This window comes from Candidatus Binataceae bacterium (genome assembly GCA_035308025.1).
GTDB lineage: Bacteria > Desulfobacterota > Binatia > Binatales > Binataceae > JAJPHI01.
In genome coordinates this window covers 23690-46433 of sequence record DATGHL010000003.1, presented here as the reverse complement: position 1 = coordinate 46433, position 22744 = coordinate 23690, and the positions used below count along the sequence as shown (strand labels likewise).

At 64.3% G+C, this 22744-nt stretch carries 25 protein-coding genes and 1 tRNA gene; 22 read left to right on the top strand and 4 right to left on the bottom strand.

The genetic code is table 11. From position 1 onward, the window contains the following. The first annotated feature begins 12 nt into the window (after nucleotides 1-12). The 22 genes from VKS22_00470 (at nucleotide 13) to VKS22_00365 (ending at nucleotide 18793) form a co-directional block, all read left to right on the top strand. Nucleotides 13-204, top strand: coding sequence for a hypothetical protein (locus VKS22_00470; protein HLW69074.1), 192 nt, complete (start codon nucleotides 13-15; stop codon nucleotides 202-204). An 11-nt stretch (nucleotides 205-215) separates the two neighbouring features. Continuing rightward, entirely contained in the window at nucleotides 216-515 is a 300-nt protein-coding gene (locus VKS22_00465; protein ID HLW69073.1) for a TrbC/VirB2 family protein, read from the top strand. A 23-nt stretch (nucleotides 516-538) separates the two neighbouring features. Next, nucleotides 539-835: a hypothetical protein gene (locus tag VKS22_00460; protein HLW69072.1), complete on the top strand. Its 297-nt coding sequence runs from the start codon at nucleotides 539-541 to the stop codon at nucleotides 833-835. Beyond that, nucleotides 832-3291, top strand: a complete 2460-nt coding sequence (locus VKS22_00455; GenBank protein HLW69071.1) for a hypothetical protein — start codon at nucleotides 832-834, stop codon at nucleotides 3289-3291. The genes VKS22_00460 and VKS22_00455 overlap by 4 nt, the downstream gene beginning before the upstream one ends. After that, nucleotides 3288-4517, top strand: coding sequence for a hypothetical protein (locus tag VKS22_00450; protein HLW69070.1), 1230 nt, complete (start codon nucleotides 3288-3290; stop codon nucleotides 4515-4517). The genes VKS22_00455 and VKS22_00450 overlap by 4 nt, the downstream gene beginning before the upstream one ends. Beyond that, a complete protein-coding gene (locus VKS22_00445; protein HLW69069.1) occupies nucleotides 4504-5679 on the top strand; it encodes a type IV secretion system protein in 1176 nt (391 codons plus the stop codon). The genes VKS22_00450 and VKS22_00445 overlap by 14 nt, the downstream gene beginning before the upstream one ends. Before the next feature lie 29 nt (nucleotides 5680-5708). Beyond that, the gene (locus VKS22_00440) at nucleotides 5709-6365 is read left to right on the top strand and encodes a type IV secretion system protein (protein ID HLW69068.1); all 657 of its coding nucleotides are present in this window, start codon (nucleotides 5709-5711) and stop codon (nucleotides 6363-6365) included. Then, nucleotides 6365-7243: a P-type conjugative transfer protein TrbG gene (gene trbG, locus VKS22_00435; protein HLW69067.1), complete on the top strand. Its 879-nt coding sequence runs from the start codon at nucleotides 6365-6367 to the stop codon at nucleotides 7241-7243. The genes VKS22_00440 and trbG overlap by 1 nt, the downstream gene beginning before the upstream one ends. Before the next feature lie 3 nt (nucleotides 7244-7246). Next, nucleotides 7247-8392 (top strand): TrbI/VirB10 family protein, encoded by a 1146-nt coding sequence (locus tag VKS22_00430; protein ID HLW69066.1) that lies wholly within the window; start codon nucleotides 7247-7249, stop codon nucleotides 8390-8392. Next, entirely contained in the window at nucleotides 8389-9042 is a 654-nt protein-coding gene (gene traF, locus VKS22_00425; GenBank protein ID HLW69065.1) for a conjugative transfer signal peptidase TraF, read from the top strand. The genes VKS22_00430 and traF overlap by 4 nt, the downstream gene beginning before the upstream one ends. 11 nt (nucleotides 9043-9053) lie before the next feature. Continuing rightward, the gene (locus tag VKS22_00420) at nucleotides 9054-9314 is read left to right on the top strand and encodes a DUF2274 domain-containing protein (GenBank protein ID HLW69064.1); all 261 of its coding nucleotides are present in this window, start codon (nucleotides 9054-9056) and stop codon (nucleotides 9312-9314) included. A gap of 168 nt (nucleotides 9315-9482) precedes the next feature. Beyond that, complete coding sequence (locus tag VKS22_00415; protein HLW69063.1) at nucleotides 9483-9923, top strand: hypothetical protein; 441 nt, start codon at nucleotides 9483-9485, stop codon at nucleotides 9921-9923. Nucleotides 9924-9930: 7 nt separating this feature from the next. Next, nucleotides 9931-11802, top strand: a complete 1872-nt coding sequence (locus VKS22_00410; protein ID HLW69062.1) for a type IV secretion system DNA-binding domain-containing protein — start codon at nucleotides 9931-9933, stop codon at nucleotides 11800-11802. Between the two features lie 3 nt (nucleotides 11803-11805). Then, nucleotides 11806-14589, top strand: coding sequence for a MobF family relaxase (gene mobF, locus VKS22_00405; protein ID HLW69061.1), 2784 nt, complete (start codon nucleotides 11806-11808; stop codon nucleotides 14587-14589). An 18-nt stretch (nucleotides 14590-14607) separates the two neighbouring features. Further along, nucleotides 14608-15336, top strand: coding sequence for a hypothetical protein (locus tag VKS22_00400; GenBank protein HLW69060.1), 729 nt, complete (start codon nucleotides 14608-14610; stop codon nucleotides 15334-15336). A 275-nt stretch (nucleotides 15337-15611) separates the two neighbouring features. Continuing rightward, nucleotides 15612-15821 (top strand): hypothetical protein, encoded by a 210-nt coding sequence (locus tag VKS22_00395; GenBank protein HLW69059.1) that lies wholly within the window; start codon nucleotides 15612-15614, stop codon nucleotides 15819-15821. Between the two features lie 49 nt (nucleotides 15822-15870). After that, nucleotides 15871-16023 carry a hypothetical protein gene (locus VKS22_00390; GenBank protein HLW69058.1) on the top strand — a complete coding sequence of 51 codons (153 nt, stop codon included), beginning with the start codon at nucleotides 15871-15873 and terminating at the stop codon, nucleotides 16021-16023. Between the two features lie 59 nt (nucleotides 16024-16082). Further along, complete coding sequence (ssb, locus tag VKS22_00385) at nucleotides 16083-16487, top strand: single-stranded DNA-binding protein (GenBank protein ID HLW69057.1); 405 nt, start codon at nucleotides 16083-16085, stop codon at nucleotides 16485-16487. Beyond that, the gene (locus VKS22_00380; GenBank protein ID HLW69056.1) at nucleotides 16487-16774 is read left to right on the top strand and encodes a helix-turn-helix domain-containing protein; all 288 of its coding nucleotides are present in this window, start codon (nucleotides 16487-16489) and stop codon (nucleotides 16772-16774) included. The genes ssb and VKS22_00380 overlap by 1 nt, the downstream gene beginning before the upstream one ends. Before the next feature lie 27 nt (nucleotides 16775-16801). Continuing rightward, nucleotides 16802-17944 carry a site-specific integrase gene (locus VKS22_00375; protein HLW69055.1) on the top strand — a complete coding sequence of 381 codons (1143 nt, stop codon included), beginning with the start codon at nucleotides 16802-16804 and terminating at the stop codon, nucleotides 17942-17944. Beyond that, nucleotides 17922-18281 carry a DUF1778 domain-containing protein gene (locus VKS22_00370; protein ID HLW69054.1) on the top strand — a complete coding sequence of 120 codons (360 nt, stop codon included), beginning with the start codon at nucleotides 17922-17924 and terminating at the stop codon, nucleotides 18279-18281. Before VKS22_00375 ends, VKS22_00370 begins: the two co-directional genes overlap by 23 nt. Then, nucleotides 18278-18793: a GNAT family N-acetyltransferase gene (locus VKS22_00365; GenBank protein ID HLW69053.1), complete on the top strand. Its 516-nt coding sequence runs from the start codon at nucleotides 18278-18280 to the stop codon at nucleotides 18791-18793. The genes VKS22_00370 and VKS22_00365 overlap by 4 nt, the downstream gene beginning before the upstream one ends. Nucleotides 18794-18874: 81 nt before the next feature. Here the strand turns inward: VKS22_00365 and VKS22_00360 are convergent, their stop codons facing one another. The 4 genes from VKS22_00360 to VKS22_00345 all read right to left on the bottom strand — a co-directional run bounded on the left by VKS22_00360 (nucleotide 18875) and on the right by VKS22_00345 (nucleotide 22671). Beyond that, nucleotides 18875-19624 (bottom strand): hypothetical protein, encoded by a 750-nt coding sequence (locus tag VKS22_00360; protein ID HLW69052.1) that lies wholly within the window; start codon nucleotides 19622-19624, stop codon nucleotides 18875-18877. A 310-nt stretch (nucleotides 19625-19934) separates the two neighbouring features. Beyond that, nucleotides 19935-20011, bottom strand: a tRNA-Ala gene (locus VKS22_00355). Nucleotides 20012-20097: 86 nt separating this feature from the next. Then, entirely contained in the window at nucleotides 20098-21795 is a 1698-nt protein-coding gene (gene recN, locus VKS22_00350; protein ID HLW69051.1) for a DNA repair protein RecN, read from the bottom strand. 9 nt (nucleotides 21796-21804) lie between these two features. Beyond that, complete coding sequence (locus VKS22_00345) at nucleotides 21805-22671, bottom strand: NAD(+)/NADH kinase (GenBank protein HLW69050.1); 867 nt, start codon at nucleotides 22669-22671, stop codon at nucleotides 21805-21807. Nucleotides 22672-22744: the final 73 nt, after the last annotated feature.

The following is a 22744-nucleotide window of genomic DNA, read 5'->3' as shown; positions in this document are numbered from 1 at the left end:
GCTCATCGCCTTGTGAGTTTCCTGATCTGGTTAAACGCGGCGCTTCACGGCGCGCCGCTGCTGGTTCTGACGGCCGTGGTTCTGGCCGTCTGGCTTACGACCGTGTTGAACGACGGTTCTTCCGCGCTGACGGCGATTCTTACCGCCGCGCTGCTCATCTGTTTCGCCATCCAACTGGCGCTGTTGCTGGCGCCGAGGTTTTAGGAGGTGTGGTCATGCGCAAATCGATCGTTATCGTTTCGTTGCTGATGCTGAAGACCGTTCCGGCCTTCGCCTACACGCCGACGGGACTGCCGTGGGACGGGCCGCTGACGATGTTGATCAATGGCATGCAGGGCGGACTCGCCCACGCGATGCTGGCGGTCGGGATCATCGTCGCCGGCATCGGCTGGACCTTCTGGCAGGAGTTCGGCCCGGCGGCCAAGGCGCTGGTCGGCGTAATCGCCGGCGGCGCGCTGGCAGGAGCGGCGCTGGAGATCATGACCTATCTGGGTCTGGCGGCGGTGATTCACTGATGCGCGCGCGGATTCATCAGTCGATGACAAGAGCGCCGCTTTTGGGCGGCGGTCATCCGCGCCTGACGGTCATCAACGCGGTGCTGGCGCTGGCGATTCTCTCCACCGGGCTTCACTGGTGGACGGTCGCCCTCGCCATTGGCGTCGGACTCGGCGTGCAGTGGGCGCTTAGAGCGGCGGCGAAGCGCCATCCGGAATGGCCGATCGTCTATCTGCGCCACCTGCGCGAACCGGCGATTCGGCCGGCGCACGGGCGGGCGTGGGGCGTTCCCGAAAAGCCCAGGCCGACCGTGCCGCCGCTGCCGAGGTGGACGCCATGAATCTCTGGAAATCGAACATCGATCATTCGCTGGCCGATCTGGCGCAGGTCGGCGGCTTCTCTGCCGAGGGCGAGGCGTTCCTGAAGCCGGGCGGCCTGATGGTCGCGTGGGAGATTCGCCACGACGACTTCGAGTCGCTGGCGGCGGAGGAGGTGGACGCCATCTGCGAGCGCTTCGAAGGAGCGCTCGGGCAGTTGGGCGACATGGACATGCTGCATGTCGTTCATCACCGGCTGCCGGCGCCCAACTATCCGGAGCGGGAGTTTCCCACACACGCGGCGGCGCTGGTGGACGCCGAGCGGCGGGCGGCGTTCGGCGCCGAACGCTACTGGATCACAAAAACCCGAATCCACCTGAGCCACTACTTCCCGCCCGACGCCAGGGCGCGAGTGTCATCGGCCTTCTTCGCGGGCAGCGGAGCCTCTGGAGGCTCGGCAAGCTGGCAGTACGAGGTCGAGCGTTTCCGCGAGCGGGCGCGCGCCTTCGGCGACGCGCTATCGGGAGCCGCACAGGCAAGGCGGCTCGGCTCCGCAGAGATGTTCCACGATCTACATCTTTGCCTCACCGGACTTGAGCATCCGATCGCCCTTCCATCGGTGCTGGTTCATCTGGACGAGGCGCTGGCGGATCAGAACTTCTTTGGCGGCCTCTATCCGCGCGTCGGGCAGCTCCATATCCGGCCGGTGGCGATCAACGGCTATCCCGCCGAGACCATCCCGCAACTGCTCTGGTTCATCCTTCATGAACGCGGCCGGATGCGCTTTACGCTGCGCTGGATTCCGCTCGATGCGATCACCAGCCAGCGCCACGGCAACCAGGTGCGCGGCCAGTGGGCGCGCCGCCGCCAGGGACTGCTGCAGATCATCCTTGCCGCGATGAACGTCCCGCGCACCCGCGCCAACCGTCACGCCGACGAGATGGTCGCAGACGCCGAGGAGGTGATTGCGCGGGCCGCCGGCGGGACGCCGTTCGGCTTTCTGAGCCTGTGGGCGCACATCTTTGACGAGGACGAAGGCCGGGCCGATCTGCGGGCGCGCGAGATGGTCAGGCGGCTGCAGAACGCCGGCGCCGGCGCGCGGGTCGAGGATGTGAACGCGGTTGAGGCGTTCAAAGGCTCGCAGCCGGGTAATGGCTGGTCCGATGTAACGCGCCCATTGGTTAGCGGCATCAACTTCGCCCATCTGGCGCTGGCAAGCGAGCCGTGGCCGGGCACGCCGACGATCGATTCGCCGCATTTTCCGCCCGATACGCCCGCGCCGCTGGTCTGCTGTTCGTCGGGACATGCGCCCTTCTGGCTTCCGCCCCATTCGGGCGGCGGCGTGCTGCACATGCTGATCGTCGGGCCGACGGGCGCCGGCAAGTCGGTCCTGCTCGCCCTGATGGCGATGGCGTGGACGGGACTTCCCGGAGCGCGGGTGAGATGGATTGACCTCGACTATTCGTCGTTCGTCGCCGCGCATGCGCTCGAAGCCGACTATCGCGAACTGGGCAACGAGGGTACGCCCGCGCTCTGCCCGCTCGAGCACGCGGGAACGCCGGATGAGGACGAATTCCTGCTGGCGTTCTTCACCCGCCTGTTCGCGCGCTGGCAGACCTCGCTCAGCGCCGCGCAGCAGGATGAGCTGGCGCATTCGATCTCATTGGGAGCGGGTCAGGAACTTCGGCGCTTCCGCCATCTGGCGGGACTGATTCAGGACCTCGCGCTGCGGAGCATCCTGAATCAGTACACGGAGGCCGGTCCGTGGGGCCACATCTTCGACGGCGAGCCGGGAAGCAATCGTGATTCCCAGGTGCGCGTTTACGAGACGCGCGGATTGATGGCGCTGGGCGAGCGCGCCGCCGCGCCGGCGCTGGAGTGGCTGCTGCATGACATCGAGCGCGAATGCACCGGCGCGCCGACATTGATCTTTGTGGACGAGGCGTGGCGGCTGCTCAACGATCCGGTTTCGGCCGACTGGTTCTACGCGGCGCTCAGAACGCTGCGCAAGCGCAACGCCGGCATCGTGATGGCGACGCAGAGCGTCACCGAGATCGCGGCGTCGCCCTACTGCAATCTGCTGCTGGAGAGCTGTCCGGCGAAGATCTTCCTGCCCAACCCCGAAGCGCGCGGCGAGCACGTGCGCGACTCCTATCAGAAGCTCGGCCTGACACTACGGCAGATCGAGATCATCGCGCGGGCCGCGCCACGCTCGCAGTACTACTACACGTCGCCGCTCGGCAGCCGCCTGTTCAACCTCGATCTCGGGCCGATCGCGCTCGGGCTGTGCGGCGCGACCGGACATCCCGATCTGCGGCGCGCCCGAGAGCTGCTGGCGCGGGGCGGAGAGTTTCTGGAGGCGTGGCTGGCCGAACGCGGCGTCGGCGAATTGGCCGCGCGGCTTGGGTCGCGGACTCCAGCTTCAGAGAGGTTTCCTTTGTTTCTCAACGGAGGGGCGGCGAAGGAGGAACGCGCGTGAACATCTTATTTATCCCGCCCATTGGGCGGCGCGGAATTGTGGTCGCCTCGTTGGTCATCGGCCTCATGTTGATCGGTACGCGGGCGGCGCGGGCGCAGTTCGGCGGATCGTGCGGCTGTCCAGTGATCGTGAGCGACCCGCAGATGTACGGCCGCCAGGGCGAGCAGCTCGCGCAGGAGGGCCGCCTCGCCGATCTGGCGGCGCAGAACACCACCGCCGGCGATGCTGGCCTCTGGCAGTCGCAGCTCGGCTTCCTGAACAGCCTCGGCGGCGCGATGAGCGAATCGGGCGGCTTGTGCTACGTGGCGCCCAACGCCGCGCAGCAGTTCAAGGCGGACTTTCCGGGCGCGGCGGCCCCGCCGGTCAACGCCGCGCAACAGATGCGGCAGCTTGCCGCGCTCACGCTCGGCACGCTGGGCGGCGCGCTCGCCGTAGCGCAGCGGCAGGCGGCGCACTTCCAGTACGAAGATCAACAGCTCGCGGCGCTCGAATCCAGAAACGCGTCGGTCAGTGGACGCCTTCAGGCGGCGCAGGTCACCAACGAAATCCTGCTGGCGCAGGCCCAGCAGCTTCCAACTCATCCGCCAATTGCTTATCACGCTGATCAACGCCGAGGCGGTCGACCGCGGCGCGCGGCTCAGCACCGACGCGCAGGGCGTCGCCCAGGCGAGCCAGTTCCTGAACGCGGGAGGCGTCGAGCCATGAAGAAAACCGTTGCAATCGCGCTCGCGGCGCTGGCGCTGGCCGCGTGCAAACCGCGTCCCGGCGCGGCGCCGGCGGTAAGCCAGAACGCCATCAAGGCGCTGGGCAGCACCGTGCCCGAGCCGAGCTTCGATCGCGCCTACTGGTTGAAACAGCACGACGCCGATACGCCCGAGTGGCGGCAGGCCAAACGGCTGTGCGGGCAGACCGTGCTCGCGAATTATCCCAACTGCCTGCCGGTCAACGACATCATGCAGGCCGATCAAAAGAAAAAGGCCGAAGCCGGGCACAACGCCGCCCTGAAAATGGAGAAAATGTTCAGGCGCGGCTACCAATACGACTTCGTCCGGAAAGAATGGCTGCCCTACCGCCAGATGCAGGCTGCCGGGTGCTGGTACGCAGACGCAGACCCAAACAATTCAAAGCTAATCCAGTCCTTTTGGAAGTGTCCGGACAGCGCGGTGATCCCAAACGGCATTCCGGATCCCGATTTCAGCAAGGAGGAAGAAGATGCCACCGACTGAATTCGGCGTCTTTCAGGACGTACTCACCCAATTCCAAACCGTCACGGCGACCTGGCTGGGCGGCCTTTATCAGATCGGCACGAATCTCTTCTACATGCTCGCCACGATCGAGCTGATTCTGGTCGGGATAACCGGCACGCTGCGGCGCGACTTCGACCAGCTTGCGATCGATCTGGTCCGTACCGTCGCCGGCGTAATGGCGATGTTCACGCTGTTCAAGTACGGACCGGACTTCCTGCAAAACGGCGTGATCCTGAGCTTTACCGGTTGGGCGTCGGTTACGGGCCATGTGCCGGCGAACGCGATGACTCCGGGCGGCGTGATGGTACAGGGCTTCAATCTCGCGCTCATTCTGCTCCAGGCGATCGCGTCGGGATGGACGGTGTTCCATCCAAGCGCGACGCTGAATGCGCTGCTGCTGCTCTTCTCCGCAATCGTGATTCTGATCTGTTTCGCAATCATCGCCTGCATTCTGCTGGAGGCGCTGGTCGAGGGTTACGTGGCGTGCGTCGCCGGCACGGCGCTGGTCGCCACTTCGGGAACGCGATTCACCTGGCGCTTCGGCGAGGGTTACTTCGGCTGGGCGCTCGGCGTCGCGGTTCGAATTTTCTTCCTCTACCTGATGGTAGGCGTCGGAACTCAGCTAGCAAATCAATGGAAGAACGGCGCTATGAACAACGCCGCCTACCTCATGACCAACTGGTACTACGGCATCGAGGCGGCGGTCGAGGCCTTCCTGCTGGCGGTGATCACGGCGCGGATTCCGACCAAGGCCGCCCAGATCGTCGATCACACCGTCAGCTTCACTCTGGGCGACATCATTCTGGGCATGACGCTGAGCGGCGCGATCCGCGACGGCATCAAAGCCATCCCCAAGGCGCTTGAAGTCAGCGGCAAGCTCGGCGGTCAAGCCTTCAACGGCGTGCTCAATCTGGCCGACGAGGGCGCCACCCGCGCGATGCGGATGTGGGATCGGCTGCGCAACGACCAACTCAAGCCGCCGGCCCCGCCGACCGCGGATGACCTCAATCCCAAACAGACTACATCTCTCGGACCGCGCGCCGAGAAGACCCGGCCCTTCAACCAGCCGGTGCAATTCGGCCAGCCGGCGCCGGGCACCAACCGTCTCAACGGCGGCAACAAGGGAACCAAAAAACTCTGAGCCCGAGCGCAACCATGTCGCTTACGTCGATGTTTAACGCGAATCCTGAAAATCCGTATGTGGCGGCCTCGGCCGCGCTGCGCTCCGAGTACGAGCGGCTGGCCAACAGCAACCGGGCGTTGCGTCACAGCCTGATCGCGGTCGCCGCGGCGCTGGCGTTCACGTCGACGCTGAGCCTCTACCTTGCGCGCAAGCCGCATGTCGTCCCCTACGTGGTCGAAGTCAACAAGGCGGGCGAGATCGTCGGCGTCGCGCCACCCTTCGTTGGTAATCAGGCGGTAGGCGAGGCGGTAATCCGCTTCGAGCTGGCGCGCTTCATCACGGACGCGCGCTCGGTGCTGGCGGACGGCGTGGCCGAAAAGGCGGCGCTGCATCGGGTCTACGACATGGCGCGCGGGGCGGCGGCCACGACGTTGCCGACTTGGTACCGCAAGCACCCGCCCTTCGAGACCGCGGCGAGAGAGACGATTCAAGCGGAAGTCGATTCGGTCCTGCGCGAACCCAACGGCGCCTACGAAGTGCGCTGGACCGAGACCAGCCGGAACCTCAACGGCGACGTGCTTTCCAGCGCGCACTGGCGGGCATTGCTCGCCGTGCAGCTCGCGCCGCCCGACCCGGAGCGGATGCTCAGCAATCCCATCGGACTTTACGTGACCGAGATCGACTGGAGCGAGGAGCAGGGATGATGAAGCGCGAAAAGAAGTTCATCTGCGTCGTTGCGCTTGGGTTGGCCGCAATGCTTGCGGGATGCGCGGCGCAGCCGCCAACTCCGCCGGTCGAATTGGTTCCGGCGAAGCTGCTCGAACCCACGCCGCCGCCACCGCCGCCCGAGAGCGTGCTGGACAATCAGCCCGCCAATGTGAAGGCGGCGATCGACGCCTACCAGCGGAGCAGTGTGGCGCCCGTGCTGCACGACGGCATCACCACCCGGTTTCCGTACGATGCGGACGCGGAATCAATAGTCTTCTGCAAGCCGCTGCGCATCACCGAAATCCTGCTCGCCCCCGGCGAGAGCGTCGCGCAGGCCGCCGCCGGCGACACCGAGCGCTGGATGATCCAGCCGGTCGAGGGCCGCGTGCTGGTCAAGCCCAAGGCGCCGGGCATCACGACCAATCTCATCATTCTGACCGCCCGTCACACCTACCATCTGACCTTGCAGTCCGGCGGACGGTACATGCCGCGCGTCGCCTTCTACTATCCGAAGGAAATCATCGCGGCCGATGCCAATCGCAAGCGCGAGCTTGAGCATCGCGCCGAACAGACCTCGACTCCGACCCCGCTGGCCAAACTTAACTTCGGCTACGCCGTCTCCGGACCCAATGTGCCGTGGAAGCCGGTGCAGGCGTTCGACGACGGCGAGCGGGTTTACATCGAGATGCCGGAGAAGCTGATGGCTTCCGACGCTCCGACGCTGATGGTGAACGCCGACGGCGCGGACGCGCTGGTCAACTACCAGGTCGAAGGGCGCTACTACGTGGTCGATCGGCTGTTCAAACAGGCGGTGCTGGTCTCGGGAACGGGCAACGAGCGTCAGGAGATCACAATCGCGCGCACCGGAGCCTGAGCCATGGATCAGAATCAACAGCCGGTGAAGAAGCCAGAGGACCTCGTGCGCAAGCTCAAGCCGTGGTGGGGCGTCGCGATCGCGGGGCTGCTGTCGGCGGGCGTGATGGGAGGCATCATCGCCATCCACTACGCCGGACAGATCGCGCCGGCCAAGAAATCTGTCAGCTATCAAAAGGCCGACGGCAGTTGGATCGACCACGAACCCGACCGCGTGGCGCACGCCGAGGCGTCGGTCGCGCGCGTCGCATCGCCCACGCCGACGCCTACGCCGCAGGCGGCGGCCACGGCCATTCCGCAGTATCAGCCGCCGGCGCAGAGTTACATTCCGCCGTCGATGCCCAACGCAGCGGCGGACCATCGCCGGCAGGAGTACGAAAAGGCGCTCGCCTCCGATCTGCTGGTCGCGCCGCGAGGACAGGGACAGGTGCTTGAAACGCCGCGCCTGGTGTCGGCCGGCGGTGTATCGCTTGAAGGCCAAGACAGCGGAGCCGCGCAGAGCAGCGGTCCGATTATCGCCGACGCGCATCCCGCCTCGTTCTACACCATCACCACCGGGACCGTCATCTACGGCACGCTGGAGACCGGCATCAACTCCGACATTCCCGGCGACGTGCTGGGGCGCGTCGCCCAGGACGTGAAGGACAGCATCAGCGAACGCTACGTCCTTATCCCGCAGGGCAGCAAGCTCATCGGCTCCTACTCGAACCAGCTCATCCCCTCGCAGCAGCGCCTTATGGTCAAGTGGAGCAGGATCGTCTTTCCCAACGGCGGCGAGCTTAATCTTCCCGACCTCACCGGAACTGACGCCGCCGGTTACGCCGGCTTTCAGGATCAGGTCAACCATCACTACGCCAAGGTTTGGGCGCCGGCGCTGCTCATGTCGGCGATCTCCGCAGGCATGATGATGTCCGACTATCCGATGATGTCGGGCGGACCGTACGGCGCCGGCGGCTACTACATGAGTCCCGGCCAGATGGCGGCGATGGGCGCGGGGCAGCAGCTCGGGCAGGAGGCGATGGGCCGCATGGCCAACGTGCAGGTCGCGCCCACGATTCAGATCCGGCCGGGCTATCACTTCCGCGTGCTGGTCACCCGCGACCTCGTTTTCTCGGGGCCATATCAGGACAACGGAGGCGCACAGCAATGAGCAGGCAATTGATACTCCGCTTCGCAGTCGGCCTCATAGGCGGCGCGATAGCCATGGACGTATGCGCCCTCGGCGGGTGGCTGCCGCTGAAAGTCGGCTATTGCTTCAACATCACGCCGAGCGAGCCGGTCGGAATTTATGAGCTGGTTTCCGGAGGCGCCAGCCGCGGCGCGCTGGTCCTCATCGATCAACCTCACGATTCGGCGGCCTCGACATTGCGCCGTTACATTCCGGCCAAACTGCCGCTGATCAAGCGCGTCGCCGCGCTCCCAGGCGACTCGGTGCGCGTGGAATCTGATGGCATTTACGTCAACGGCGTGCCTTGGCCCGACAGCGTTCCGCTGCACGACGATGAAGGGCGGGCGCTCCATCCATATCCCTTCGGCGTCTATCGCGTGGCGGCGGGGAAAGTCTGGGTGCTGTCCAATCATCCGCGCGGCCTCGACAGCCGCTACTTCGGCCCGGTGCCCGCGGCCAGCGTCATCTCGCGGCTCGAACCGCTGCTCACATGGACGAGCGCGCCGCTTGCCCAGTGGCTGGCGCTCGCCTACACGCTCTGCCTCGCGGCGTTCGGGGTTCTCGCCGCCACCGCAACCATCAACGCGCTTTCCGCATGGGTCATCGGTCCGTGCGAAGTCAGACAGCAATAAGGAGGTCTTCCATGAAGCTCGCCAAACTTGAGAAGCAGCTCCCATCGGCGCAGGTCAACATCACCCTGTCCGGCAGGCTCAAGGCTCAACTCGACGGTTATGCCGCCTACTACCAGCAGATCCACGGCGAAGCCATCGGCGTCCGTCGGCTCATCGTCGAGATCGTGCGCAACTTCGTCGATTCCGACCGCGAGTTCCAATCATGGCTCAAACGAAATTCCAGGCCCGTCGCAGGCGCCAACGGCGGCCCCGCCCATCCGGCAGTGCGGTGAGGTTGTGCATGTCCCGGCGTATCAGGTTCAGCGTGGCGTCCGTTGACGCGCTTCGCGCGTTTCAGGCTTTGACACGTCACTCATCCCCCGATGAAGGAGTTTTCGCGGAAAAGGCCCGGAATCCGGACGCTATCACGGATATCAGAAGCGGAGTTGGAGGAGAGGAAGATGCCCGACAACAAAAGGATATCGACTGATATCAACGAGAGCGGCGAGCAGCCGCGCGCGGTGCTGGTGCGATTCGCGCCGGAAATCGCCTCGCGGCTTGAAGCCGACGCGCGCGAGCGCGACGCGAGTCCGACCGAAATCGTGCGCGCGATCGTCTGCGAGCATTACAGCGAAGCGGGCAGGCAGACGGAGCTGATACGCGAACTGGGCGATCTGATCGAGGACCGCTTCCGCCACCTCGTCTATGAGATCTCCCGCACCCGCTCATCGCTCTACAACATGGTCGAGCAGGGCAACGGTTTCGGCCTTGACCGCGCCAGGCTCAAGCACATCCAGCAGCTGTCGCGCCAGGACGCCAGCGACTATCTGACCCGCCTCGACGCCGAGATCGAGGGCCGAAAGAGCCTCGGCAGGGCAAGCGGCGCGGCGCTGAAGGAGTAGCGGAACCATGTGGTCGGGCGGACGGCAGGCGGCGAGCTGGCAGGCGTATGCGACCGGGGCGCGGATGAACGCGCGCTTCGTGCTGGTCTGGCTCAAGCTCTGTATCTTCTCATGGCTCGCGGCGACCCTCGGGCTGGTTTGGTACTGGACCGGATGGTATTTCCGCGACTTCGGCCACCAGCTCTTCATTCCGTGGTTCGCCGCGTGGGCGCTGACCAGGCTCGGCCTGCCGCTAATTCAGCCTACCCTGCCGTACCAGGGCAAGCGCTATCCGTATCAGGTCCTCTATGCGTTCCTGAACGGGAAGCATTTCTACCAGCACTCGTTCGGCGAATGGGTGGTCCATTACTGGCGCTGGGGCCTGGCCGGGCCGGCGTTGGTGACGATTGCGGCGGTCATGCTGCTGCGGCGCAAAGGCTCCGATGCGCGTCACGTGCGCGGCCTGCGGTTGATCGAAAGCCGCGAACTGTCCGGAGCGATCGAGAGTTCGAACGCGCGCGGAATCTTCCGCGTGCCCGTGATGCGGCGGCTGGCGAGCCGCGATGACGGCGCGATCCACGTCGCCGACGTGCCGATTCCGCCGGAGCTGGAGCCGCAGCACTTCCTGGTCACCGGCAAGACCGGCTCGGGCAAGTCGAACTTCATCCGTCAGACGCTCCGCCAGATCGAGGCGCGCGGCGGGACGGCCGTCGTGCTCGATCCCGATGCCGAGTACATCTCGGAGTTCCACCGGCCCGAGCGCGGCGACGTGATTCTGAACCCGCTCGACGAGCGCTGCCCGGCATGGTCACCGTGGGCGGAGCTCCGGGCCGAGAGCTTCCGCATGGACGCCGAGGCGCTGGCGCAATCGCTGATTCCCGACGCGCCCAACAGCTTCGCCCAGAGCGGGGCGGACAGGTTCTTTCGGCGCTCCGGCCGGACGACCTTGGTCAGCATCTTCGAGACGGCTAAGCCGCGGACCGCGGATACCATCACGCAACTGCTCACCCTGCCGCGCGACCGGCTCAAACAAGCGCTCAAGGGTACGGCGGCGGAGCCGTTGATCGATCCCGGCGCGCACGACCAGGGCGCGGGGATCGTGGCGATGGTCACCAACGCGACTAACCCATTCCGCTTCCTGCCGCCCGAGGAACCTGGCCGCCCAACATGGAGCGCCGTGGAGTGGGCAAAACAGCGAAGCGGCTGGCTCTTCCTGACCTCGACCGAGGATTCGCGCGCAGCGGCGCTGCCCCTGCAGAACGTCTGGCTCGACTGTCTCGTTCGGCAGCTTTTGACTTCGGACCTCAGCCTTTCGAACGAGCAGGTCTGGATCGTGATCGATGAGTTGGGCGCGCTGGACTATCAGGGCCAGCTCGAAAACCTCGTCGTGCGCGGGCGCAAGCGCGGCCTCTGCGTAGCGCTCGGCTTCCAGGCGGTTTCACAGTTGCATTCGATTTACGGGCGCGACCGCACGGTGACGCTGCTTTCGGCGCCTGCCACCAAGCTGATTCTGCGCTCAGACGAGGCCGAGACGGCGGAATGGGCCAGCCGCACGCTCGGGCAGCGCGAAGTCGTTCGTCTACAGATGACGACGCTGACCGGGCCGTCGCTGTATCGCGACGGCTTCAACCTGCAACCCCATCAGACGCTGGAGCGCGTGGTGCTGCCGTCTGAGATTCAGAAGCTGCCGGCGCTCGAGGGCTATCTCTGCATCGCCGGCTACGACCGCGCGCGCGTCAAGATGCAGTGGGCGGAGCCCAGGCGAAACGCGCCCGCCTTTACCCTTCGCCGCAGCGCTGACGCGGTTCAACCGGCGCTGACAGGAACGCGCGAGTCGAAAGTCGCAAGTTCGCAAGCGGGCACGCCGGGCAAATCGGCGAGTGACGGCGGCTGGGGGTAACCGATGCTGGTGATGTCGAAAGGCGCGCTGACCGCCGGCCAGGCTGAGACCTACTACGAAGAGAAGTACAGCCGCGACGACTACTACACCGAAAAGCGGCGCGTCGTCGGACGGTGGTTCGGCAAGGGCGCGGCGGAGCTGGGCCTCGGTGGCGAGGTCGATACCAAAGATTTTCGCGCGGTTCTGGGCGGACTCGATCCGAGTACCGGCGAGATCATCGTCCACGCCGCGCAACGCGAGGGTGAACAAAGACGCGCCGGTTGGGACGCGACCTTCAACGCGCCCAAATCGGTCAGCGTGCAGGCGCTGGTCGGCGACGATTCGCGTTTAATTGCGGCGCATCGCCGGTCGGTCGAACGCGCGCTTGAGGAGCTGGAGCGCTTCGCGCAGGCGCGCATCCAGCGCGGCCAGGAATGGGTGACGACCGCCAATGTGGTCGCCGCGCGCTTCGATCACATTGCGGCGCGGCCGACCGACGCTGCCGCCAATGACGGCTACGGCCCCGACCCGCACCTGCATACCCACGTCGTGGTGATGAACATGACGCGGCGGCCGGACGGCGCCTGGCGCGGACTCGATCCGGTCGAAATCTACCGCTCGCAGGCTTTCGCCACCGCCGTCTATCGCGCCGAGCTGGCGCGCGAAGTTCAAAAGCTGGGATACGCGATCGTTATCGCGGGGAGCGACGGGCGCTGGGAGCTGGAGGGCTACGGACGCGAACAGGTGATGGCGTTTTCGCTGCGCCGCCAGGAGATCGAGCGGGAACTGGCGAAGCTGGGAGTGAACGGCGCCGCCGCAGCCCAGATCGCCGCGCACCGCTCGCGCCTTTCCAAGGACCAGCGCGACGAGCAGGCGCTCAAGGCCGAATGGCGCGAGCGCGCTGCGGCGTATGGAATTCCAATCGAGCGTATCGCCGCCGTGGCGAACAACCGTGGAACCCTTAGCAACGAGATCGACGCGCAGAAACTTGACGAGGCGGTGCGCCACGCCACGGCGCACGCGGTCGAGCGCGACGCCGCGCCCGACCGGCGCGAGCTTGAGGCCTTCGCCCTTCAACATGCGATGGGCCGGACCGTGCTCGAACGCGTTCGCAGCGCAATCGATGCGCATAGAAGCGACGGCAGGCTGATCGATCTCGCTGCGGACCATCGCCATCCGATTGGAGCTTTCACCACGCCGCGGATGGCGGCGCTGGAACAAGACAATATCGCGCTGATGCGCGAAGGCCGGGGCCAAGGCGAGGCAATAGCGAGCGCCGACGAGATCAGGCGCCGGACGGCGCGCCGTGGACTGGCCGCGGATCAAACCTCAGCCGCCGGGACCACGCTTTCCACCCGCGACTGGCTGAGCGCGATCGAGGGGCGCGCGGGCGCCGCCAAGACCACCACGGTCGGGGCGATCCGCGAGCTGGCGCGGGAGCGGGGCTGGTTCGTGCGCGGCTTTGGACCGACCAGCGGCAGCGTCAAGGCGCTGAGCGAGGCGGGCGTGCTCGCACGAACCGTGGCGAGCCTGCTCGAAAACCCAGGCGTCGAGAAACACGGCCGCGAACTGTGGATCGTCGACGAGTCGAGCCTGCTCGCCACCCGGCAGGTGAATCGTCTGCTCCACCTCGCCAAGGTGGTCGGAGTCGAACGCGTCGTTTTCGTCGGCGACGAGCGCCAGCATCACGCGATCGAAGCCGGCCGGCCGCTCCACCAGATGCGGCAGGCGGGCATGACGACCGTGTCTCTGACGGTGATTCGCCGTCAGCGCGATCCTCAGCTGCGGCACGCCGTCGAGCTGGCGGCGGCGGGAAAGCTGGCCGAAACGATTTCCGCGCTTTCCGAACAGCAGCGCATTAATGCGATCGCTCCACCCGTTGAACGCTACCGGGCGATCGCCGAAGACTATCTGCGCTCCCATCAGGCTGGACAGACCACGCTGGTCGTGAGTCCCGCCATTGAGGAGCGCACCGAGCTTAACCAGGTCATCCGAGAAATCTTGGTCGAGCGTGGCACCGTGGCGCGCGAGGGCATCGAACTGGCGACGCTCTCGAATCTCGATTTGACTCGCGCGCAGCGGGCGCATGCGCGCCATTACGCGGCCGGCGACGTGATCCGTTTCCGGCGCGGCAGCGCGAAGCTCGGCGTCGCCGCCGGCGGCTACGCCACCGTCGAAGCGTTGGATACGAAACGCAACCTGCTCAGAATCAAAAACGAAAGCGGCGCCATCGTCGAATACGCGCCGGGACGTTTCAGGGGCGTCGAAGCGTTTCGCGCGGAGTCGCGGAACTTGGCCGCCGGTGACCGTATCCAGTTCCGCGCCCCGGACCGCGCGCTTGGCGTCGCCAATGGCGAATTAGCGACCGTAGTCGCGATCGATGCCGGCCAGATCCGGCTTCGCACGGACAAGGGCCGCGAAATCGCAGCGACGAACACGCGGCTCCGCCATATCGATTACGGCTACGCCTCGACCTCGCACGCCAGCCAGGGCGCGACCGTGGATAGAGTAATCATCAACGTCGACACCGAGCGGAGCGTGCGGCTGGTAAACCGCCGGCAGTTCTACGTGTCGCTGAGCCGCGCCCGTCACGACGCCCGCATTTACACCGACAACGCCGACGCGCTGGCGCGCGCCGTGGGCCGCGAGCAGCTCAAGCCGACCGCGCTTGAAAATCTCTCTCCGGCTCAGCGGCGCTCGCTGCCGAGGTTCAAGCCGTTCGATATCGAAGAGCCGTTCGCCGCCCGCCTCAAACAGGGCGTGGGTCAGGATCGCAAGCTCAAGCGGAGCCAGGGAATCCGATGGTGAGTAAGAGGAGGTAGCGTCATGAACTTTTGCACCCGTTGTGGTTCGAGGATGGCCGGTCTGGAAATTTGCCGCGTGTGCGGCGCGCGTCCATACAGGACGGAACGCCGCCTATCGGCCACCGAGTATCCTCCAGCCGGCGATCTGCCATCGTTCACCTTCAAATACAACGTCGCGCTTCTCGGTTTGGTCGAGCGCGAGCAGCAAGTGAGCGTTCCTTTCAGCTACATCAACGGCTTGCTGGTGGACGTTCGCACCCACGAAGACCCGGCGAATGCGGTCCATACGAAGCTTTGGCAGCAGCAGGACGATCCGAACTCAGGGCCGCGCGGCCCGATCGTCGGCAGGGAATCGCAGCCGTCGATCAGAAATATCGTCCGGCTCCGACTGGGAAACGGCGCCGAGCGCTCCTTTGTGCTGACCCAGGTAAGACTTCGAACCAAAGTCGGCAGTCGCGTGACGTTGATCTTTCCGGTTTCCATCGAGCGCGCCATCAATCCGGTTTACGACTACGCCGCGATCGCGGCGGTCGAGTACGCGGCGAATCATTTCACGTGGAGCACGACCCATCCGGAGATTCACGCGATCCGCTCGCGCCTGCCGGAAGACCAGGCCGAGCCGTTCGCCGATTCCCTAGCCGGTTATCTCAACGGACTCTGCCGCCGCTGCCTGCGGCTTTTCGGAATGCACGGCCGAGTGGCGGAACGCCGGTACCAGGCGGGCGCTCGGCATGGGGAGTTAATGCGATGAAGGCAAAGCCCGCCCACCAGCACCCCGCCTTGCGCCGGCTTCGCGCAATTCCGCCGCGCCCGTCCCACGGGAGCGCTCCGCTCGGGCACGTCGGAATTGCACGGCTTCGCCGGCGCTCATTGGTGGCGGCGCCGCGCGCCGCGTCGAGTCCCTTTCCGCCGTCGCCCTTCCAGATGTTTGCGAGAAGGGCGGCGGCGAAAGATGGCGCTGGGTTTCCAAGCCCAAGCCATGCGCGCCCTGGCCGCAGGCAAGCGGGCGCGAAAGGAGAAAGACCGATGCGTCGTTACAAGTGCGATCCGCGCTGGATCACCGTCAGGTTCGAGGGCAAATGCGTGCGCTGCAAGCGTCCGATTCACACGGGCGAACGTGCCTTCTACTACCCCGAGGATCGTTCGCTCTACTGCGAAGGAGAGGAGTGCGGTAAGGCGGCGAGCCGCGAGTTTTCGGCGCGGGCGTTCGACGAGGAGAACAACACTTCGATGTAGGGAGTGGAGAACGATGTATCAGGGAAATTGTGGCCGCTGCGGTCAGAAGGTGAGGACGGACGAAAACTACTTGAAGGCGCATCTGTGGGCGAGCACCGCAGTGTTCCATTGGTCGTGTTTTGTGGCGCTGATGAAGGAGCACGGCGAGGCGACGGCCGAGGACGCCACGTGGAAGGCGAGCAGGGTTACGCGGGAACGGTAAACGAAAGCTCCGTGTCGAGGCCGCTACCCCCGGCACGGAGCGCAAAAGGAGAAACAGTCATGTCGCTCAACAAGGTAATGGTTATCGGGCACCTCGGGCAAGACCCGGAAGTCCGGTACACGCCCGCCGGCCTGCCGGTCGTAAACTTCTCGGTCGCGACCGACGAGCAGTACACCGACAACGACGGCAAACGCCACGAGCGGACGGAATGGCACAGGGTCGTGGTCATCGGAAAGCTCGCGCTGACCTGCAACGAGTACCTCAAGAAGGGACGGCAGGTTTTCGTCGAGGGCCGATTGCACAACCGCGAATTCGAAACCAGGGACGACGGACGCAAACAGCGCCGCACCGAAATCGTCGCGATTCGCGTCCAATTCCTCGGAGCGCCCCCGGCGGAGAAGGTTGAAGACTGTACTGTCGCGACCGACCCTGTCTTGTCCGTTGAATCCGAGATTCCATTTTGATGTTGCGGGTAGCGGTGGAGGTGCCGGGTAATGCCTCCACCACCACGCTTTCGACGATCAACATAGCCTTGGGGAGATCGGTGGTCATGGAGCACGATAAAACTGTTAATCAAAAGCTCGGTTGGACTCTCGATGAACTCGCGAACAGCCTGGGCGTCTCGGTTCCTTTTCTGCGCCTGGAAATCAAGCGGGGAAAGCTTCGCGCGGCACACCTCGGCCGCCGAATTGTTCTGCTTGATGCGGAAGTGCGGCGGTACTTGGCGGAAGCAAGCGATCGCGCCGCTTAAACGCTGGCCGAGCAGGAGTAAGAGACGATGAGCGTTTACAAACGAGGGGAAACCTACTGGTTCAAGTTCCTGTTTCAGGGGCAGCTTATCCGCGAATCAGCCAGGACGAACTCGAAGACGGTCGCGCGCGAGGCCGAACGTGCGCGTCGCCGCGAGCTTGAGCTCGCGGTCAACCGCATCCAGCGTCGTGAACGCATGCCGTTATTTTCCGTCGCGGCCCATCAATGGCTTGATACGAAAGCATCTCTTGCGGTCAAGACTGTTGCGGCCTACCGGCAATACGTGAAGAGCCTAACGAAATACTTCGGCAATCGTCTCGTATGCGACATCGGTCTACAGGAAATCGCGAACCTTCAAACAGAGCGCAAGGCTGCGGGCCTATCCGCGCGCACTATAAACTACGAGGTTCACACTCTTAGGGGCATCCTCAAGCACTTCAGCCTTTGGTCGTCTATCGCGGACAGAGTAAGACCCATGAAGGGCGAGCGGCAACCCGGTCGGGCCCTGAGCCGCGAAGAGGAAGCACGGCTTCTTGCAGCGATTCGGAAGAGCAATTCGCCCGCGCTTCTGCCTCTATTTGTGCTATCGATCGATAGTGGCTTGCGTGCGTCCGAGGTACGCGCACTACGACGCGGTAACATGAATGCGAGGTGGAAAAACGATGAGATCGAGGAAGCCGAGATCGTCGTTCCAAAATCCAAAACCGAGGCCGGAACGGGGCGCGTCGTGCCTCTCACAAATCGCGCGAGGGAAGCGATCGCCGAATGGTTGAAACTTGTCGGTGAGGCTGGACCGGACGCATTTCTGTTTCCGCGCCATGGCGTTGGCTTTAGTCCAGGCGGTAATAAAACCAGCATGCGCGATGTAGATTTCGGCAGACCGATCGGTGAATGGAAAAGCGCCTGGCGACGCGCCCTGAAGATCTCCGGCGTCAAGGTTCGTTGGCACGATCTGAGGCACACGCTCGTTTCGCGCCTGGCGGAAAACCCTGCCGTTAGCGAAGAAACGATTCGGGCGCTCGCCGGTCATGTTTCACGTTCGATGCTAGCTCGATACAGCCACATTCGCGCAGACGCCAAGCGCGCAGCGATCTTGGCCTTGGAGCAGCAAGAAGCCGCCAGCGAACCCTCCGCTTCGGGCACAGATCGTGGACACGCTGACGAGCACTGAGGACTCCGGCCTTGTCCGGACAACGTCCGGATGCTATAAAGAGCAAGAAGAGGTGATTTCGATGCCGGTGACAGTTTCAAAAACAAAGCGTATAGACGTGCGGGTCAGCCCCGCCGCTAAGGACACGTTGCAGATGGCCGCAACGCAAGTAAACAAGACGGTGAGTCAGTTTCTTTTAGATGCCGGTCTGACTGCAGCGGCCGAGACCCTCGAAGACCGGCGCTCTTTCGTGCTCGACAAACAGCGATGGAATGCATTTCTTAAGATTTTAGACCGTCCTGCCCGAGAGAAGCACCGGCTTGCCCGGCTGCTAGCCGAGCGGAGCGCCCTTGAGTGACCAAGGCCCCGCCCGAAGGACTCTCGCCAGTCCACAAGCTGAGCGCTCAGGACATCACCGATCCGTTCGACTGCGGACAAGAAGAGCTCAATCGGTTCCTGAAGAGATTCGCGCTCTCGAACCAGGCGGCCAACGCGGCGCAGACATACGTCACCTGCCGCACGAGCCGCGTTGTCGGCTATTACAGTCTCGCGGTTGGATCCGTCCAACCTGAAGAGTCGCCTCCGCGCGCGGTCAGGGGGCTGGCGCGGCATCCGGTCCCCGTGATGATGCTGGCCAGATTGGCCGTGGACGGGTCCGAGCAAGGAACCGGCATAGGCAAAGCTCTCCTCAAGGACGCCTTATTACGAACGGTGCAGGCTGCGGACATTGCAGGAATTCGCGCCCTTGTCGTGCACGCAAAGGACGAGAATGCGCGCCGCTGGTACGAGCAATTCGATTTCGAACCAAGCCCTACCGACCCTCTTCATTTATTCCTCCTGCTGAAGGACCTGAAAAAGCTTTTGAAATGACTCTCTGGCGCAAGAACTGAATGATATCAGCGCCGCGATTTCGCGGTGTTTTTCCGGTTGCTTAAGGAGTTCTGAAATCGATCAGTGCTTGACGACAACGACTGACACGCCAGGCGCATCCTCGAGATCACGCTTGAATTCAAGCTCGTCTCGTATGATTCCGAGATCGTAGACGATGTAGAGTTGGCGTTCGTATCGCGTGCTGTACGATCTTATGTCGGCGTTTATCTCATCCACTATTTGCCGAAGCTTGTCCGGCGACTTCGACAGTTTAACCTCGAGGCAGAGCTTTAAACTTGGAAAGATAAAATCGGGAACCGATTCCTTTCCCGAGGTCTTAACCCTTCCGGTCTCCCTATCGTAATCTACCCCCTTTGCCATACCCCTGCCGACTATCAGGGATTCGATGGCGTTCTGGACCTCCACCTCTTTGTCAGGGATGGCGAAAACGGCCCTTCGCAAGTGGGCTTGAATGAAGTCCCTCAAATTGTGCGTTTCGTTTTCGGCGTATCCGATCGCTCCTTCCAGGAGTGACTTCAAGATAGCAGCGTTGGAGTCGGCGGCATCGAATAGGACTTTCTGCTCCGGCCACGTCGTGTCTCCGATTCCTTTGACCTTGTCTAGGTCAATACCGTCCAGCATCGTTGTGTCTGAGAGAAGAGGTGCGGCCTGTTTGACCAAATCGTTGTACTTGCGAATAAACGTTTGATAGCTACTGTACCTTCCGATGTTTGCATGTTCTCCGCTAGCAGTGCCAGCGCTGTACCGCATTGCCTCAAGCAGAGCATTAACATTGCTCAGAAGCTGCTTTAGCTGGTTTTTTTGATCCATTTTCGGCCGCCCCAGCTTATCGTATTTCCGTCGAGGGCGTTAGACTGCCAAGGGGAGCGGCTTGCAGACGAGCCAAGGAACAGGCTTGCCGGGCGGCGAAGCATGTTGTTTTGGCGACGGCCGTCATGTTCGAGGAATTCGCCGAAGAGGGTTCGTTTTTCAGAGACGACTGGGGTGAAAGCCGGGTTCGGACTTTATTTTCCGGCCGCAGGTCAGTGTCTTGCCCGAGACGGCTGGCGCGGGAGGGCACAAAATTGGGCACAGAAACTGGCCAGCTAAAAGTGGGATGCCGATAAAGCCTTGATTTTATTGGTGGAGCTGACGCGGATCGAACGCGCGACCTCCTGAATGCCATTCAGGCGCTCTCCCAAACTGAGCTACAGCCCCACCGCCAAGAGAGAGCTTCAACTAAGCCGAAGCGCCCGCCACAGTCAACCGAGGACGGCTGCGGCCGGCGCCCCGCAAGGTCGTAATCAGACGCCGGCATGATCGATTAATTCCCGCGCGGCGCGCAGGAACTTGTCGTTGGTTTCGTCGCCACCCAGCATCCGGGCGATTTCCGCGGGACGATCATTCGGGGCGAGCGTGACGACGCGGCTACGGGTTACCCCGCGCCGCTCCTCCTTCTCGATGACAAAATGGCCGTCGCCAAAGGCCGCGATCTGCGCCAGATGCGTCACGCAGAGAATCTGATGGAAACGCGCGAGCTGCTTGAGCTTGCGCCCGACGATCTCGGCGACCGCCCCGCCGATACCGGCGTCAACTTCGTCAAAGATGAGCGTCGCGACGCCGCGACGCTGCGCCTCGAGCCGCTTGAGCGCGAGCATCATGCGCGACAGCTCGCCGCCCGAGGCGATCCGCGCCAGCGGCATCGCCGGCTGCCCGAGATTGGGCGCGAGGTAGAACTCGACCGCGTCGCCTCCCGCGGGTCCCAGCGCGACGCCATCGCTGACGAGTCCGCTGCCGTCGGCGGCTCGCGGCGACAGGCGTGGTTCAAAGACCGCGCTGCGCATCCCGAGAGTCTTCAGCTCGGCGTTCATGCGGCGGGCCAGTTCCGCGCCGCTTTGGGCCCGGCGGGCGCTGAGCTTGTGCGCGGCGCTCGCGAGGGTCGCGAGTGCTTGCGCGAAGTCAGCCTCGAGCGCGGCGCGATTCTCTCCAAGAGCCTCGAGCTCGGCGATCTCGATGCGCAAGCGCTCAAGCGTCGAGAGCGCCGCGGCGAGTGTCCCGCCATACTTGCGCTTGAGCCGCGCGAGTTCGTTGAGCCGCGCGTCGACCTGATCGAGCCGCGCGGGATCCGCCTCGAGGCGGGCGGCGTAGGCGCTAATCGCGTGCGCCGCCTCTGCGAGATTGGCGCGCGCGCCGCCGAGCAGATCCCGCGGCGCCCGCAGCCGCGGGTCGAGCGCCGCAGCTTCCGCCAGCCGCGTCTCGGCCTTCGCCACGATGTCGACCACCGCGCCGTCACCCGCATAGAGCAACTGGTCGACCGCTTCTGCCGCATCGGCGAGTTTCGTGGCGTTGGCGAGCAGCAGGCGCTCGGCTGCGAGCGTCTCGTCCTCGCCTGCGACCAGTTCGGCGCGTTCGAGTTCGTGCGCGCGGAAGCGCGCAACTTCAAGCAGCTCGGCGCCTTCCCGTTCGCGCCGTTCAAGTTCACTCCGACGTGCGTTGAGCTGGCGCACTCGTTCGTACAAGTTCGCGTACTCTGCCAGCGCCTGCTCGAGTCCGGCGTGCCGATCGAGAATCGTCAGGTGATTATCGCGCTGCAACAGCGCCTGCTGCTCATGCTGCCCATAGATCTGCACCAATGGGAGGCCGGCGCGGGCGAGCGCCTGCACGGTCGCGAGCTGGTCGTTGATCGTGACACGGGTGCGCCCGCTCTCCGCGATCACGCGCCGCACGAGCAGCTCGCGCGGACTCTCCTCATTGAGCCACTCCTCAAGGCCCGGAGGCGGCGTCTCGCCGTCGAGCTCGAAGATACCCTCGACCACCGCCTCCTTCGCGCCGCTGCGGATTAGGTCGGGCGAGGCGCGGCCGCCGAGCAGCAGGCCCAGCGCCGTCATCAGGATCGTTTTGCCGGCGCCGGTTTCGCCCGAGAGCACGTTGAGGCCAGGCCCGAAGACGAGTGCCGCTTCTTCGATCACCGCGAAGTTGCGGATGCGCAGCTCGGTCAGCATCGCGCGCGGTCACCCCCAGCGCAGCTTGTCGCGCCAGATTTCAAAATAGGCATGAGCGGAGCGGACCAGCGAAACCGGATGCTTCGCGCGATGGACACGAATCAGATCTGCGGGTCCGAGCTGCGCCGACTCCTGACCGTCACAGGTCAGCATCGCGCCGTGATCGTCCGACTTCACGCGCAGTTCGAGCTCGAACGCATCGGGCAGCACGACCGGTCGATTGCTCAGGGTATGCGGGCAGATCGGCGCAAGGACCAGGACGCGCAGATTGGGGAAGACGATCGGGCCGCCGGCGCTCAGGGCATAGGCGGTCGAGCCGGTCGGCGTCGCCACGATCAGGCCGTCGGCGCGATACGAACAAAAGGTCTTGTGATCGGCGACGACGTGCAAATCGAGCATCCGGCCCAGCTCGCGCTTGGCGATCACGACATCGTTGAGCGCGCGGAAGTGCGCGGCGGCTTCCCCGTTTTCACGCTCCACCACAGCTTCGAGCGCGATCCGACGATCGACTTCGTAGTCGCCGGCGATGACCCGGCTGAGGGTCTGCAGGGCCTCGTCGACGTGAACTTCCGTAAGGAAGCCAAGGCCGCCGAGATTGATCCCAAGGATGGGCGTCTCGCGCGCGCCGAGCAGGCGCGCGATTCCGAGCAGCGTGCCGTCGCCGCCGAGCACGACAATCAGATCGGCGGTCTGCACTATCTCTGCCGGCTCTGCCGCGCGCGCACCAATCGCGGCGGCGACGCCAGGCGCCGTCATCGCTACGAGGTTGCGGGATTTTATCCAGCCGACGAGTTCAGTTGCGAGCGCAATCGCGGCGGACGGCGGATCGCGCCTCACAACGAGGCCGATCGAGGCTATGGATTGCTTCGCCGACACCGCGTTTTGGGATTATCACGCGCTCCCGAGCGGGGCAACGCGGTCTTGAGAACTCATAATTTGCGGCCGCTCA